This is a genomic window from Cellulophaga lytica DSM 7489 (genome assembly GCF_000190595.1).
Lineage (GTDB): Bacteria > Bacteroidota > Bacteroidia > Flavobacteriales > Flavobacteriaceae > Cellulophaga > Cellulophaga lytica.
Genome location: NC_015167.1, coordinates 498,609 through 514,792 on the forward strand (window position 1 = coordinate 498,609; position 16,184 = coordinate 514,792).

Annotated in this window: 15 protein-coding genes and 1 tRNA gene; 9 read left to right on the forward strand and 7 right to left on the reverse strand. The window is 31.5% G+C overall.

Annotation, left to right across the window (positions count from 1 at the left end; genetic code table 11):
- Window position 1 precedes the first annotated feature (1 nt).
- The 6 genes from CELLY_RS02300 (at window position 2) to CELLY_RS02325 (ending at window position 6,039) form a co-directional block, all read left to right on the forward strand.
- Window positions 2–1,963: a fasciclin domain-containing protein gene (locus CELLY_RS02300; RefSeq protein WP_013620040.1), complete on the forward strand. Its 1,962-nt coding sequence runs from the start codon at window positions 2–4 to the stop codon at window positions 1,961–1,963.
- A gap of 126 nt (window positions 1,964–2,089) precedes the next feature.
- The gene (locus tag CELLY_RS02305) at window positions 2,090–3,550 is read left to right on the forward strand and encodes a phytoene desaturase family protein (protein WP_013620041.1); all 1,461 of its coding nucleotides are present in this window, start codon (window positions 2,090–2,092) and stop codon (window positions 3,548–3,550) included.
- Window positions 3,550–4,386 (forward strand): phytoene/squalene synthase family protein, encoded by an 837-nt coding sequence (locus CELLY_RS02310; protein WP_013620042.1) that lies wholly within the window; start codon window positions 3,550–3,552, stop codon window positions 4,384–4,386. The genes CELLY_RS02305 and CELLY_RS02310 overlap by 1 nt, the downstream gene beginning before the upstream one ends.
- Window positions 4,387–4,439: 53 nt before the next feature.
- Window positions 4,440–4,898: a hypothetical protein gene (locus CELLY_RS16600; protein ID WP_013620043.1), complete on the forward strand. Its 459-nt coding sequence runs from the start codon at window positions 4,440–4,442 to the stop codon at window positions 4,896–4,898.
- Window positions 4,898–5,356 (forward strand): sterol desaturase family protein, encoded by a 459-nt coding sequence (locus CELLY_RS02320; RefSeq protein WP_013620044.1) that lies wholly within the window; start codon window positions 4,898–4,900, stop codon window positions 5,354–5,356. Before CELLY_RS16600 ends, CELLY_RS02320 begins: the two co-directional genes overlap by 1 nt.
- Window positions 5,356–6,039: a lycopene cyclase domain-containing protein gene (locus tag CELLY_RS02325; protein ID WP_013620045.1), complete on the forward strand. Its 684-nt coding sequence runs from the start codon at window positions 5,356–5,358 to the stop codon at window positions 6,037–6,039. The genes CELLY_RS02320 and CELLY_RS02325 overlap by 1 nt, the downstream gene beginning before the upstream one ends.
- On the opposite strand, the gene CELLY_RS02330 is transcribed toward CELLY_RS02325, so the two are convergent.
- Window positions 6,040–7,329 (reverse strand): cryptochrome/photolyase family protein, encoded by a 1,290-nt coding sequence (locus tag CELLY_RS02330; RefSeq protein ID WP_013620046.1) that lies wholly within the window; start codon window positions 7,327–7,329, stop codon window positions 6,040–6,042.
- 161 nt (window positions 7,330–7,490) lie between these two features.
- On the opposite strand from CELLY_RS02330, the gene CELLY_RS02335 reads away from it, so the two are divergent.
- Window positions 7,491–7,574 (forward strand) — tRNA-Leu (locus CELLY_RS02335).
- A 47-nt stretch (window positions 7,575–7,621) separates the two neighbouring features.
- Here the strand turns inward: CELLY_RS02335 and CELLY_RS02340 are convergent.
- The 6 genes from CELLY_RS02340 to CELLY_RS02365 all read right to left on the reverse strand — a co-directional run bounded on the left by CELLY_RS02340 (window position 7,622) and on the right by CELLY_RS02365 (window position 14,564).
- Window positions 7,622–8,182 carry a TlpA family protein disulfide reductase gene (locus CELLY_RS02340; RefSeq protein ID WP_013620047.1) on the reverse strand — a complete coding sequence of 187 codons (561 nt, stop codon included), beginning with the start codon at window positions 8,180–8,182 and terminating at the stop codon, window positions 7,622–7,624.
- Window positions 8,183–8,184: 2 nt separating this feature from the next.
- Entirely contained in the window at window positions 8,185–8,739 is a 555-nt protein-coding gene (locus tag CELLY_RS02345; RefSeq protein ID WP_034645087.1) for a TlpA family protein disulfide reductase, read from the reverse strand.
- Window positions 8,740–8,841: 102 nt separating this feature from the next.
- Window positions 8,842–11,109 (reverse strand): aconitate hydratase, encoded by a 2,268-nt coding sequence (locus CELLY_RS02350; protein WP_013620049.1) that lies wholly within the window; start codon window positions 11,107–11,109, stop codon window positions 8,842–8,844.
- 199 nt (window positions 11,110–11,308) lie between these two features.
- Entirely contained in the window at window positions 11,309–12,262 is a 954-nt protein-coding gene (locus CELLY_RS02355) for an AAA family ATPase (protein ID WP_013620050.1), read from the reverse strand.
- Between the two features lie 9 nt (window positions 12,263–12,271).
- A complete protein-coding gene (locus CELLY_RS02360; RefSeq protein ID WP_013620051.1) occupies window positions 12,272–13,699 on the reverse strand; it encodes a peptidylprolyl isomerase in 1,428 nt (475 codons plus the stop codon).
- Window positions 13,683–14,564, reverse strand: a complete 882-nt coding sequence (locus tag CELLY_RS02365) for a hypothetical protein (protein ID WP_034645081.1) — start codon at window positions 14,562–14,564, stop codon at window positions 13,683–13,685. Before CELLY_RS02365 ends, CELLY_RS02360 begins: the two co-directional genes overlap by 17 nt.
- Window positions 14,565–14,784: 220 nt before the next feature.
- Between CELLY_RS02365 and CELLY_RS02370 the strand changes: the two genes are divergently transcribed.
- A complete protein-coding gene (locus tag CELLY_RS02370; RefSeq protein WP_013620053.1) occupies window positions 14,785–15,027 on the forward strand; it encodes a hypothetical protein in 243 nt (80 codons plus the stop codon).
- Complete coding sequence (locus CELLY_RS02375) at window positions 15,024–16,169, forward strand: serine hydrolase (protein WP_013620054.1); 1,146 nt, start codon at window positions 15,024–15,026, stop codon at window positions 16,167–16,169. The genes CELLY_RS02370 and CELLY_RS02375 overlap by 4 nt, the downstream gene beginning before the upstream one ends.
- Window positions 16,170–16,184: the final 15 nt, after the last annotated feature.

Sequence of the window (16,184 nt, forward strand, 5' to 3'; positions counted from 1 at the left end):
TATGAAAATTAAAATTTATTTTTCGGCATTACTTCTATTCTTATTTACGTTTACATCTTGTAATGATGATGATGACACACCCCAAGAAAAAGAAGCACAATTAAACATTGTAGAGACGGCATCTAGCACAGATGCGCTTAGCTCTTTGGTTGCTGCATTATCAAAATCAGACGAGAGTCCTAACTCAGATCTTATTTCTGCATTAAGTGGTAACGGACCATTTACAGTATTTGCCCCTACAAATGATGCATTTACTGCTTTATTTGCTAGTCTAGACGGTTATTCTTCTTTAGATGATTTTGATACGGAAGAAGAAAAAGCTTTACTTGCTACTATTTTAAAATACCACGTTGTTGCTGGTGCCGCTGTTACGTCTAGCGACTTAACAGACGGACAAGTAGTAACTACACTGTCTGGAGAAGGTGTATCTATATCTTTAAATAATGGTGTTTTTGTAAGTGATGCATCAGACGTAGATGCACAAGTGGTTACAGCAGATGTAGATGCTACAAACGGTATTGTACACGTAATAAATAAAGTATTATTACCACAATCTGTAATAGATGCTATTAATTTAGGAACACTGGTAGAAGTTGTTGTTGCTAGTGATGCATTAACTGTTTTAGAAGCTGCAGTTATAAAGGCTGGTTTAGTAGACACATTAAATTCTGATGGTCCATTTACTGTTTTTGCTCCAACTGATACTGCTTTTATTGCTCTTTTAGATATGTTAGGAGATGATTATACTTCTTTAGATGATTTTGATACTGATGAAGAAATACAATTATTAAAAGACATTTTACTATACCACGTTATACCTGCAAAAGTTTTATCTACAGATTTAGCTGCTGGTGAAGTAAGTACTGCCTTAGCAGACAATACAATAGAAGTAGTTGATAATGATGGTACTTTTGTTATTGCTGATGCATCAGACATTAATGCAAACATTTCTGCTGTAGATATTATGGCATCTAATGGTGTTGCTCATGTTATAGACAAGGTATTGTTGCCACAAGCTGCAGTAGATTTTATTGCAGATCAACAACCTACTATTGTAGAATTAGCAATAGCTACAGATGATTTATCATTATTGGTTGGTGCTTTACAACAAGCAGATGCTGGTTTGGTAGATTTATTAGGTACAGATGGTCCTTTTACTGTATTTGCACCAACTAATGCTGCTTTTGCTGCATTATTAGATGAGTTAGGAGATGATTATAACGAGTTATCAGATTTTGATACCGAAGATGAAAAAGCAATGCTAGCTACAATATTAAAATATCATGTTGTTGCTGGTACAGCTGCTTTTTCTACAGATTTAAGTAATGAGCAAATGATTACTACTGCACAAGGTGAAGACGTAACAGTTAACCTAACAGGAGGCGTATTTATACAAGATGCGACTGAAACTGATGCGACTGTTACTACTGCAGATATTGAAGCTAAAAACGGTGTAATTCATATAGTAGACAAAGTATTGTTACCACAAGAAATTGTAGATGCATTACAACCTAATATAGTAGAACTTGCAATTGCTACAGACAACTTATCATTATTGGTTACTGCATTGCAACAAGCAGATGCAGGGTTGGTAGAGTTATTAGGTACTGAAGGTCCTTTTACTGTATTTGCACCAACCAATGCAGCATTTGAAGCTTTGTTAGATGATTTAGGCCCGGACTATACAAGTTTAGCAGATTTTGACACAGAAGATGAAAAAACGCTTTTAGCTAACATACTTAAATACCATGTTGTTTCTGGTGCTGCTGTATTATCATCAGACCTAACAGACGGACAAATGGTAACTACTGCACTAGGCCAAGATGTTACAGTTAACCTAACTGGCGGTGTATTTATTACAGATGCAACCAGTAGCAATGCAGAGGTAACTACTGCAGATGTAGAAGCTAGCAATGGTGTTGTACACATCATAAACAAAGTGTTAATGCCAGACACTCATTAACATAAAATTAGATTAACCTGTTGGTTGGGTTAATTTGGTTGTTGTACCGGTGATGTAAAAATCACCGGTTTTTAATATTATATTTAAAAACAAATAGTATCTTAGGAAGATACTTGTTAATAGTTTATGAAAAAAGTAATTATTATAGGCTCTGGTTTTTCATCACTATCTGCTAGTTGCTACTTAGCAAAAGCTGGTTATGATGTTACTATGTTAGAGAAAAACACAACTACTGGCGGTAGAGCTAGACAACTAAAAACAAACGGTTTTGTTTTTGATATTGGCCCTACATTTTATTGGATGCCAGATGTTTTTGACAAGTTTTTTGCTGACTTTAATAAAAAAACAAGCGATTATTACCAGCTAGACCAACTAAACCCTGCTTACCAAATTTATTTTGGCAAAAACGATGCTATTTCAATTTCTGAAGATTTTAATGAAACAAGAGATACTTTTGAAAAAATAGAACCTGGTAGCGGTAAACAATTAGAACGCTTTATTAACAAAGCTCGTATTAATTATGATATTGCTATAAAAAAACTAGTATACAACCCTGGTGAAAACATCTTTGAAATTATAAACCGTAAAACAATTACCAAATTGTACGAGTTTATACTTACTATAAAAAATCAGGTATCTGGTTATGTAAAAAATGATAAGCTACGTAAAGTATTAGAATTTCCTGTTTTATTTTTAGGCGCTAAGCCAAGTAATACACCATCATTCTATAATTTTATGAACTATGCAGACCTTAAACTTGGTACTTGGCACCCACAAGGAGGTATGTACAAAGTTGTTGAAGGTATGCAAACATTAGCACAAAGTTTAGGTGTAAAAACCATTACAGATAGCCCTGTTTTAAAAATTGATATACAAAACGGTAAAGTAAAAGGTGTAGAAAGTAAAAGTGGGTATCTAGAGTGTGATGTTCTTTTAAGCGGTGCAGATTATCACCACACAGAAACTTTACTACCTGAACAATATAGACAATACACAGAAAGTTACTGGGACAAAAAAATATTTGCTCCTTCAGCCCTATTATTTTTTGTTGGTTTTAATAAAAAAATTGAAGCTGTAAATCATCATACATTATTTTTTGATACTGATTTTGAAGAGCACGCGAAAACAATTTACGATACTAAAGAATGGCCTAACAAGCCCTTGTTTTATGCCAGTTTCCCTAGTAAAACAGATATTAGTAGCGCTCCAGAAGGCAAAGAGGCCGCTATATTTTTAGTACCTATTGCCCCAGATATTGAAGACACTAAAGAACTAAGAGAACACTACTTTAATCAGATTATAGAAAGAGTAGAAAAACTAACAGATCAAAAATTAAAAGAAGATATATTATTTAAAGAATCTTATTGTGTCGACAATTTTAAAGACGATTACAATTCTTACAAAGGAAATGCATATGGATTAGCCAATACACTAATGCAAACCCATATTTTAAGACCTAAACTAAAAAGTAAAAAAGTAGACAATTTATATTTCTGTGGACAATTAACTGTTCCAGGACCAGGTGTGCCACCATCATTAATATCTGGCAAAGTAGTAAGTGAACTAATTTTAAAACATAGTAAATAATGAAAGCTCTGTTTGATTCCTCTAGCGTTAATTGTAGTAAATTAATAACCACAACTTATAGTACGTCATTTTCTATAGGTATAAAACTATTTGCACCATCTATAAGACCCGCCATATATGCTATTTATGGTTTTGTTAGGTATGCAGATGAAATTGTAGACACTTTTCATGATTATAATCAAGAAGAGCTTTTAAATGAGTTTGAAGAGGAGTACAGAAAATCTCTTATCCGTAAAATAAGCCTTAATCCTATTATAAACTCTTTTCAAGAAGTTGTTTTAAAATATGATTTACAAGAGTATGTAGACGCCTTTTTAACTAGCATGCGTTTTGACCTTAACAAAACAGAATACAGCACAAGGGAAGAATATAACGAATATATTTATGGCTCTGCAGATGTAGTAGGTTTAATGTGTTTACGCGTTTTTGTTAATAATGACAATGAAAGATTTAACCACTTAAAAGAGTCTGCACAGTACTTAGGATCTGCTTTTCAAAAAGTAAACTTTTTAAGAGATTTTAAAGACGATATTAATGAATTAGGAAGATCTTATTTTCCCGAATTAAATACTAACACACTTACACATACTGCTAAAGACCGTATTTTAAAAGATATTGAAAACGATTTTTCTGAAGCTTACAAAGGTATTGTTCAACTTCCTTTAGAAAGCAGATTAGGTGTTTTTGTAGCATATAAGTACTACTCTAAATTACTTAACAAACTAAAAAAGGCAGATACTAGTAGTATTATGAACAGTAGAATACGTATTTCTAATCCGCTAAAGTTTTTAATTTTAACCAAAGCATATATTAGATTTAAATTTAATATTATATAACGTAATTTCTTATAACTTTATAGTTTATTAGTAGTGACTTTTAAACATAGTTAATGAAATTATTTTTTCTCTTATTTGTTTTAATTTTTAACCAAACCACAGATTGTACAAGTTTGGAAAGTATTAGAAATACATTTCATACTATAAAAACTAATGATGATTTAAAGAAGTTTATAAAAAGTAGCAAACAAATTAATTGCTCTAAAGCTACACCATACATTGCCTCATGCACAATGAAAAAAGCTGAGTTTACAGTATGGCCCTTTAAAAAATTAGCGTATTTTAATGAAGGTAAAAAAACATTAGAAAATTACATCAAAAAATACCCAAACGATATAGAAGCAAGGTATGTGAGGTACTTAGTGCAAAACAACATCCCCAGTTTTTTAGGGTACAACACTAGAATTGCAGCAGATAAAAAATTCATTTTAGATAATTTAGATGCATCTGAATTACCTAAAAATTACAAAAAAGTAATTTTAAAAAATATAAATACAATAAGCCCAAATTAATGAAAATAGTACTTTTTATACTAGTTACAGTTGTTACATTTACTGTTATGGAAGTTATAACTTGGCTAACACACAAATATGTAATGCATGGTTTTTTATGGGTTTTACATGAAGATCATCATCAGCCAAAATACCCACACCCTTTTGAAAAAAATGATTTGTTTTTTGTAATATTTGCGATACCTAGCATTGCCTTATTTTTCTTTGGTATTAGACCACAATTAAACGTTTTGTTTTTTATTGGTTTAGGTATTTTATTTTATGGCATTGCTTATTTTTTAATTCATGATGTGTTAATTCACCAACGTTTTAAATGGTTTAAAAAAACAAAAAACAAATATTTAATAGGTCTGCGTAAAGCACACAAAGTACACCACAAACACTTAGGTAAAGAACACGGAGAGTGTTTTGGAATGTTATATGTCCCAAAAAAATACCATAAACAATACAAACCTTAATGAAGCCCTTTTATTACCTACTTATAAATTTTGCTTGCATTAGTATACCTTTTATTGCTAGCTTTTACCCAAAACACGCTTTTTACAAAAAATGGGGTTCATTTTTTAAAGCGTGCATACCTGTTGCTTTATTTTTTATTGTTTGGGATTATTGGTTTACAGCTATAGGAGTTTGGGGGTTTAATAAAGATTACCTTAGTGGAATATTTTTTGGAGAATTACCTTTAGAGGAAGTTTTATTTTTTATAGCCATACCATATGCATGTGTTTTTACATACTTTGCCATATTATTTTTAATAAAAAATAATCCATTACAAAAAATTGAAAAATACATTACATTTACAATAATTGCTACTTGTTTAATTACCGCTTTATTTAATTTAGACAAGCTATACACGTGTACAACTGGTATTTTAGCCGTCCTTTTTTTAGTTTATTTGTACTATAAAAAAACAAACCTTAGCTATCATTATTTAACGTATTTAATAATTATACCATTTTTTTTAGCCAGTAATGGTTTGTTAACTGGCAGTTTTTTAGAGTCTCCTATTGTTTGGTATAACAATGCAGAAAATTTAGGTGTTAGAATAGGTACTATACCTGTAGAGGATTGTTTTTACGGACTTGTACTTATTTTTATGAATATTGAGTTGTTTCGTTACTTTAACAAACAAAATCAATAATTAATCTTCTATACCTTCTTTATATACTTTTAATGCTCTTTCCCTAGCTGCTTTATGCTCTACCATTGGCTGCGGATAATTAAACCCATCCAACTCAGGAATCCAATGCTTGACGTATTTAAAATCTTTATCAAACTTTTTTAATTGTGTTATAGGGTTAAATATTCTAAAATACGGAGCAGCATCACAACCAGTACCTGCTGCCCATTGCCAATTGCCGTTATTAGAGGCCAACTCATAGTCTAACAACTTTTTAGCAAAATAGGCCTCTCCCCACTGCCAATCTATTAATAAATGCTTACATAAAAAGCCAGCAGTAATCATACGCACTCTATTATGCATATACCCTGTTTTGTTTAACTGTCTCATACCGGCATCTACCATAGGATAACCTGTATTACCTGTACACCATTTTTCAAAATCTTCTTTGTTATTGCGCCACTTTATTCCATCGTATTTAGATCTAAAATTTTGGGTAACAACCTTTGGAAAATGAAATAAGATTTGAGTAAAAAATTCTCTCCAAACCAATTCACTTAAAAACACACTTTCTAAACCATCTAAACCTCTAATTAATTTGCGTACACTTACGGTTCCAAAACGCAAATGTGGACCTAAATATGTTGTTATATCATCAGACGGAAAATCTCTTTTTTCTGCATAAATATCTAGATGCTCTAAATTGTATGGTTCTACCGTTATGTTTGATGCACTAAATCCTAAATTTTCTAATGAAGGAAAATCTACATTAAACTCTAATAATTTACCTTTAAAGTCACATTTCTTATCTTCAATTAGGTCTGGAGTAAATTTAGATAACCATTTATTTTTATATGGCGTATAAACCGTATATGGATCACCGTCATTCTTTAAAACATCATTCTCTTCAAAAATAACACTGTCTTTATTAGACTTAACCTTTATAGATTTATCGTTTAAAAATGAAGTTATTTTCTGATCTCTTTCTCTTGCATATGGCTCATAGTCTTTATTAAAAAAAACACGCTCTACATTGTATGTACTTACTATTTTTTTCCAAGCAAGTTCTGGTGTTGTATGTAAGCATAGTACACCACTATTATATTCTTTTAAAGTTAAATTTATAGCTGATATAGTTTTATGTATAAACGTTACTCTTGCATCATCTGCATCTAGTTCATTTAAAATATTTTCATCAAAAATAAAAACAGGAAGTACGGGATTACCAGATTTTAATGCATTACACAGTGCCGTATTGTCTTCAATCCTTAAATCTCTCCTAAACCAAAAAACAGATATTTTATCACTCATAAAACTATAATTATGCTTGTATCAAAAATAAGGCCTATTGAGTAAAAAAGCTATTATATGCTAGGCTAATACAGAAACAAAAACACATAAAATTTCAAATTAAAAAGTTTATATATCTATAGCACATAGTTATATTTGCGCTATAAATTATTTTAACCAATGGCTACGTGGCGGAATTGGTAGACGCGCTACCTTGAGGGGGTAGTGTTCTTAAGAACGTGCTGGTTCGACTCCAGTCGTAGTCACAAAAAAAGCGCTTTTTATAAGCGCTTTTTATTTTTTCATCTATATTTTATTCTTTCAACAGCTTATCTAATAATTTACGTGTTTTTTCACTATTCCAATCTTTTGCTCCGGTTTCTTTAACTATAATTTTTCCAGATTTATTTAATACAAATGTTGTTGGAATTACAGTATGTTTAAGCTCTTGCGGTAACTTGTAATTAGAATAATACACATTAAAACTAAAATTGTTTTCTTTTAGGTATTTATTTACATTTTTTACTTTATCGCTTGCCAAAAAAATAAACTCTACATCATTTTTATAGTCAGTATATAACTTTTGTAAACTTGGCATTTCTGCAACACAAGGCGGACACCATGTTGCCCAAAAATTGATAAAAACTACTTTACCTTGGTAGTCATTAAAATTAAAACTGTTTTCTTTAGCATCTACAAATTTCCAGTTATAATTTTGCAACACAATTTGCTCTTCTTGCTTTAGGGTATTTGGGTTACCTGAAAAAATTTGATTTGTAAAAACCTTTACTTTAAACCCTAACGGAGTAAATATTATGGCAACTATAAGTACATAAAAAGCAATATTAAATATTCTTTTTTTAGTAAAAGCCATTTTTACTCTTTTAAAAGGTTTTCTACAGTTTGGTATACAGTATTATTATCCCAATTAGATATACCTTCTTCATAAATCACAATATTGCCTTGTTTATCTATTACATAACTAGAAGGCACTTTTTCTGTATTTACAGCGTGTTTAGCATCAATAATTAAATATGTAACAGGAAAATTAAATTTTTTAAGCTGCATAAATTCTTCTACTACATCTTTTTCTTCATTAGTAATTATATAAAAGTCTATTTTACCTTTATAATCATTATAAAACTTTTGTATGGATTGTAGTTCGGCTTCACAATGAACTTTCCATGACGCCCAATTGTTTATAAAAATTACATTCCCTTTAGACTTTTTAAAGTTAAACAAGTTGTGATCTTCATCTTTTAAAACCCAGTCATAATCTGTTATTTTTTTCTGATTTTCTTTAGTAATAACAGAAGGAGCAGTTGCTACCATATTGTTTAAAAATATTTTCCCCATATGCCCTAAGGGAGTCCAAAAAAATGCTGCTATAAGAAGCATTATTAGAAGAGTAAAAACTGTTTTCTTTTTCATTTTATATTGTATAATTACCCCTAAAATATGAAGATAAATTCATATAAAAATAAAAACTCCCGAATTACTTCGGGAGTTTTCTTTTATTAAAACAAACTTGGCTTATGCCGCGTTTTCTTTTTTAATTACATTTAACGCAGAACCTTCTCTATACCAATCAATTTGAGGTTGGTTGTAAGTGTGGTTAAGCTTAATAACATCTTTGCTACCATCTGCATGAACTAACTCTAAAGTTAATTGTTTGTCTGGAGCAAATTCTGCTATGTCAATAAAGTTAAATGTATCATCTTCCTGTATTAAGTCATAATCTGCCTCATTTGCAAATGTTAAACCTAACATACCTTGCTTTTTAAGGTTTGTTTCATGAATACGTGCAAAAGATTTTACTATTACAGCCGCAACACCTAAATGTCTTGGCTCCATAGCTGCGTGCTCACGAGAAGATCCTTCTCCATAGTTATGGTCTCCCACAACTACAGATCTAACACCTGCAGCTTTATATGCACGTGCAGTATCTGGAACACCACCGAACTCACCTGTTAATTGGTTTTTAACAAAATTTGTTTTTTTGCCAAAAGCGTTAACAGCTCCAATTAAACAGTTGTTAGAAATATTATCTAAATGCCCACGGAAACGTAACCAAGGACCAGCCATAGAAATGTGGTCTGTTGTACATTTACCAAAAGCTTTAATAAGCAATTTAGCTCCCATTAAACTTTCGTCTTTAATAGGCGTAAATGGCTCTAATAATTGTAATCTTTCAGAATCTGGAGAAACTTTAACCTCTACACCAGAACCATCTTCATCTGGAGCTAAGTAACCAGCATCTTCTACATCAAAACCTTGTGGAGGCAACTCTATACCTAATGGCATATCTAATTTTACCTCTTCACCATCTTCATTAATTAATGTATCGTTCATAGGATCAAAATCTAAACGACCAGATATTGCTATTGCAGCAACCATTTCTGGAGAACCAACAAATGCGTGTGTATTTGGGTTACCATCTGCTCTTTTAGAGAAGTTACGGTTAAATGAGTGTACAATTGTGTTTTTCTCATCACCTTTAGCATCACTTCTGTCCCACTGACCTATACAAGGTCCACAAGCATTAGTAAATACTGTAGCTCCTAAGTTTTCAAAAATATCTAATATACCGTCTCTTTCTGCGGTAAAACGAATTTGCTCTGAACCTGGGTTGATACCAAAATCTGATTTGGGCTTAATTTTTTTATCTACAGCTTGTTTAGCTATAGAAGCTGCTCTTGTTAAATCTTCGTAAGAAGAGTTGGTACAAGAACCAATTAATCCCCAATCTACTTTTAAAGGCCAATCATTTTCTTTAGCTTTTTCTCCTAACTGGCCTACTGGTGTAGCTAAATCTGGAGTAAAAGGTCCGTTTAAATGAGGTCTTAATTCATCTAAATTAATTTCTATAATTTCATCAAAATATTGCTCTGGATTAGCGTAAACTTCTGGATCTGCAGTTAAGTGCTCTTTAACTTCATTTGCTGCATCTGCAACATCATTACGGTCTGTTGCACGTAAGTAACGCTCCATAGACTCATCATAACCAAATGTAGATGTAGTTGCTCCTACTTCTGCACCCATATTACAAATTGTACCTTTACCTGTACAAGAAAGGTTTTTAGCACCTTCTCCAAAATATTCTACAATTGCACCAGTACCACCTTTAACAGTTAAAATACCTGCAACTTTTAATATAACGTCTTTTGCTGATGTCCAACCAGAAATATTTCCAGTTAATTTAACACCTATTAATTTTGGAAATTTAAGTTCCCAAGCCATACCTGCCATAACATCTACAGCATCTGCACCACCAACACCAATAGCAACCATACCTAAACCACCAGCATTAACTGTATGAGAATCTGTACCAATCATCATTCCGCCAGGAAATGCATAATTTTCTAAAACTACTTGGTGAATAATACCTGCTCCTGGTTTCCAGAAACCAATACCATACTTGTTAGAAACAGACTCTAAAAAGTTAAACACCTCTGCACTTGTAGAATTTGCTACTTTTAAATCTGGTGCAGCACCACTTTTAGCTTGTATTAAGTGATCACAGTGTACTGTTGTAGGAACTGCAACTTTTGGCTTACCAGCTTGCATAAACTGTAATAATGCCATTTGTGCGGTGGCATCTTGACAAGCAATACGGTCTGGTGCAAAATCTACATAGTCTTTACCTCTTGTAAATTTAGTATTTGGATTACCATCCCATAAGTGAGAATACAATATTTTTTCTGAAAGTGTAAGTGGCTTTCCTACTATTTCACGAGCCATATCTACTCGTTCAGCCATACGGGCATAAACCCCTTTTATCATATCAATGTCAAATGCCATTCCTTTTAGTTTTGAGTTTAATTTATTGCAATTCCACAAAATTAATAAAATCTAAAGGGTAAACGAAAGAATTGGGCAACGATTAGTGTTATTTTGCTAAAAAAACAAAAAAATGCACTTGTAAAAATGAATGCATCATTTTTTACTTAAAATATTATCAAATTATCTACGAAAACGTTTGAAATTGATTTTTCTTTAATTAGAGCAATTTGGCAATTATTTGTTCTTCAGAAATATTTTCTGCTTCTGCCTTGTAGTTTTTTATTATTCTATGCCTTAATATACCTGTAGCAACAGCCTGTACGTCTTCTATATCTGGAGAAAATTTTCCGTTTACAGCTGCATGTGCTTTTGCTGCTAATATTAAATTTTGAGAAGCTCTTGGCCCCGCTCCCCAATCTAAATATTGCTTTACATAATCATTGGCTGTGTCTAGATTAGGTCTAGTGCTATTTACCAACTTAACAGCATATTCTACAACATTATCTGGCACAGGAATTCTACGTACCAAAAGCTGTACTGCTACTATTTCTTCTGCACTAAATAAGGCGTTAATTGTAGGTTTATTGTCTGATGTTGTTCGTTTAACAACCTCTATTTCTTCTGCTACAGATGGGTATTGTAATTCTATAGCAAACATAAACCTATCTAACTGTGCTTCTGGTAAAGGATATGTACCTTCTTGCTCTATAGGGTTTTGTGTAGCCAGTACAAAATAAGGAAGATCTAATTTGTAATGGTTACCAGCTATTGTTACAGCCCTTTCTTGCATTGCTTCTAAAAGAGCCGCTTGCGTTTTAGGCGGTGTTCTGTTTATTTCATCTGCCAAAATAATATTAGAAAAAATAGGACCTTTTATAAACTTAAAGTTTCTTTTTTCGTCTAATATTTCACTACCTAAAATATCACTAGGCATTAAATCTGGCGTAAACTGTATGCGTTTAAAATCTAACCCTAAGGTTTGGGCTATTGTGTTTACCATTAGGGTTTTTGCCAAACCGGGCACACCTACTAACAAAGAGTGACCGCCTGTATAAATAGATAGTAATATTTGATCTATTACTACATCCTGGCCCACAATTACTTTAGCAATTTCTTGCTTTAGTGCGTGGTGTTTTTCAACTAAATTTTTAACAGCAGTTACGTCTGACATAAAGTTCTACTATTTTTTAAACCAGTTGTTTTTAAACTCGCAATCTTTATTGTCTTTATTAATACTTACATAAGTATCATTAATATGCTCAACCATCCATTCCTGTATAGCATCTACTCTTTTTTGCGTTAATGCTAACTCCTGAATTTTAGTATAATCTTGTGCAAAATCTGCTACGTGCTCATCATACCTATTGGTAATCTTCATTATCTTATACTTTTTTGCACCACCCTGTTGCTCTACCTCTAAAATAGGCATAGAGATTTCATTATCTTTAATATCCCTAACTTGGTTATACAACTCTGGTTGCATTTTAGTAAGCTCAAACTTGGTACTAAAATCTTGTGGGTTTCTTAATTGCCCACCTTCGTATTTTGTTTCTTTCTGATCAGAAAAATTTAAAGCAGCTTCTGCAAATGTAAGCTCACCATCTAAAATTCTCTGTCTTATTTTCTCTAATTCTAACCTAGCTTCTTCAAGTCTTTCATCAGATATTTTAGGCGCCATAAGAATATGCCTTACATCTCTTTCCTGACCTTTAATTTTTTCTAAGTAAATAATATGAAACCCAAACTGTGTTTCAAAAGGTTCAGAAACTTCACCCTCTTTTAAACTAAAAGCAACATCTTTAAATTCTTTTACAAAGTTAGTTTCCTTTTTAATTTTATAAAAACCTCCATTAGACCTAGATCCTTCATCCTCAGATGAAATAATTGCTTTAATTTTAAAACTAGAACCACCTACTAAAACATCTTCTCTTATTTTATTAAGTTTATCTATTACTTTTTGTTTTTCTTCCTCACTAGCTTCTGGTTGCTTTACAATTTGTGCAATCTCTAACTGTGCACCAAAAACTGGTCTTTCCTCTTTTGGTATTTTTTTATAAAACTGCCTTACTTCTTCTGGAGTAATTTCTATTTCTTCAATAATTTTTTGTTGCATTTTTTCAGACAACATTCTTAGCTTATTAATTTTAAAAAGATCTTCTCTTAATGCTTCTTGAGAATCTTTTTTGTAATACTTAAGTAACTTATCCATAGAACCTATTTGCCCTACTAAGCTTTGTATTTGTCTCTCACTAGTTGCGTTAACTTCATCATCAGAAACCAGTAAACTATCTTGTACAGCTTGGTGCGCGTACAAACGGTCTTCCATTAATTTACCTAAAAGACCACATTTAGTTATATCATCTTCAGAAACACCTTGACTACGTAAATCTATCAATGTTTTTTCTATATCAGAATCTAGTATAACATAATCCCCCACAACGGCAGAAACACCATCTAATTTTATTCTTTTAAAGTTAGATTTTATAGTGTCTTGTGCTATTTGCACAACATCTTCTATTTGCTCTTGTTCTTGCATTGCATTAGCTGTAAAGGTTACAGTTAATAACATTGCTAGTAAAAAAGTAATGTTGTTATTCTTGTTTTTCATATGTCTCAAATTCCTTATTTTTAATAGCTTCATCTATAATATCTACCTCTAATTTTCTTAGGTACTCTAATCTTCTTCGGTTTAGTAAAACACGTTTAATTGTTGGTGTAATGTACTGTAAGGGTGCAGGCTGGTTTTTATCAATCATATCCACAACCTTGGTCAAATATACCCCTAATGAATCTTGCATCTCAAAAAATTGTGCTTTTTTTAAGTATTGCTGTTCATTATCTGATGTTAATGGTGGTATTTCACTCTTTAACCTAGAGGCTTCTACCCAAACAGAATCGTTAAAATTAACCTTTCTAAATTGTACACTAATAGAATCTAAATACATACGGTCTTTTTCTGTAAACCCTTTTAGTTTTTCTATTACTGCAGATTTATTTAAAAATTGAGGAGGCAGCTCTACATAACGTACCCGAACAATTTTCTCGTTAAGTTTAAAGTTCTCTTTTTCTTTTTGGTAAAAAGCGTTTAACTCTTCATTAGTAATAACAGTATCTTGCTCTTTTTGCACTAAAGCTTCCTTGTAAGCTCCTGTATACAAATCTGTTTTATAATTTGCTACAAGTCTATCAAACTCTGCCAACTGTTCTTCAGACAAGTTTACTTTAGACTTTGACATTAACAACTGCTTAGATGCCCAATTATTTATATAATTGGTTACTAAAGTGGTGCTATCTTCTTTAGTTGTGTTTTTAGGAATTAAATCTTGTATATCTTCTTTATACAAAAAATTTTCTCCTACCCTTGCTATAGCAACCTTATCTTTATCACTAACAAAAACACCTTGACATGAGCTAAGTGTTAATGTGCCATAAAGTATTCCTAACAAGAAAACTAACTTATTTATATGTTGCATAAATTGGTGCATCACGCAAAAATAACAATTAGATGTTGCGATACAAGATTTATTGTAAAATGATTAACACTTTTTAGCATTAAATACTAAAAAATAGTAAATTTTAATACTAAAAAATAAGTATTTAGCTTAAGAGAACTATTTTTATTATTATCTACTTCCTTTAATTTTAATAAAGAAATAGTAGTTTTACCTAAATATATTTACACCAACTTATAATATGTCTAAAAAAATAAAACTGATATGGGACTTTAGGGGTCCGGCTGCCGAAAAAACGGCAGAACATCATGAAATACACTTAAAAGAATTTATTGAAGCAGAAAAACTAGATCTTAATATTACCGGATTTACAGCTGTAACAGATATGCATAGTATAGCATTTTTAGTTGTTAATGAACAGGAAATGATTGCCGTTAGAGACGCATTAAAACCACACAGAGGAGAATTATACAACGCAAAATGAAGCCTTTTACACTAGCCTTACTTTCTTTTATTTTTCTTTTTTCTTGTAAAGAAAAACAACAAAAAATAAACCATCCTATTAATTATATTATTGCATCTAAAAGTGATAATATAAAAAGGGTTTTAGACAGCATTACTAATCATGAGGTACAATTTAGATATACTGAAATAAAAAAGACTAATGGTGTTTATGTGTTTAATAATTTTGATTTTAACACCAATTCAAACAATTACTTTTATCCAGCTAGCTCTGTAAAATTACCTATTGCTGTTTTAACATTAGAAAAAATATTTGAAAGCGAAGGCTACACTAAGGATACCGAGTTTTTTATTGAAGGTGACACTTTAAAAACAACATTTGCTAAAGAAATTACTAAACTATTTGCTGTGAGCGACAATGATGCTTACAATAGATTATTTGAGTTTTTAGGCCAAGATTATATTAACAAAAAACTTAAAGACAAAGGCATAAATAATGTTAGAATAGCTCACAGACTTTCTACGGATAATGCTGATAATGTTACTACAAAACCACTGGTTATTTATACAAATGATAGCACAACTATAAATACCAACGCTATAATTAACAGCCCTATTGCTCCATTACAACTTGATAAAATTAAAAAGGGTATTGGTTATATTGATGAAGATGAAGTATTGCAAAACCAACCTTTTGATTTTAGTTTCAAAAATTACTATAGTATTGATGCCCAACAACAGGTTTTACAGCGTATAATTTATCCTGAATCATTTTCTAGTGAACAGCAATTTAATTTATATTTAGATGATTTATCTTTCTTAAAAAAAGTAATGAGTAATACACCTAAAGATGCCGGTTATACAGATAGCACTTATTATGATAGCTATGTAAAATTCTTTATGTATGGCGACACAAAAAAGCCTATACCAGGTAATATTAAAATATACAATAAGGTTGGCTACGCGTACGGAACTTTAACAGATTGCGCTTTTATTGAAGACACAAAAAATGATATTAGATTTATGTTAACAGCTACTATTTTAGTGAATAGCAATGGTGTTTATAATGACAACACCTATGAGTATGAGTCCGTAGGAATTCCCTTTTTAGCAGAATTAGGCAGAGAGTATTACAATTACAACTTGCAAAAAAAACAGAACTAAACCCCCAATTTATAC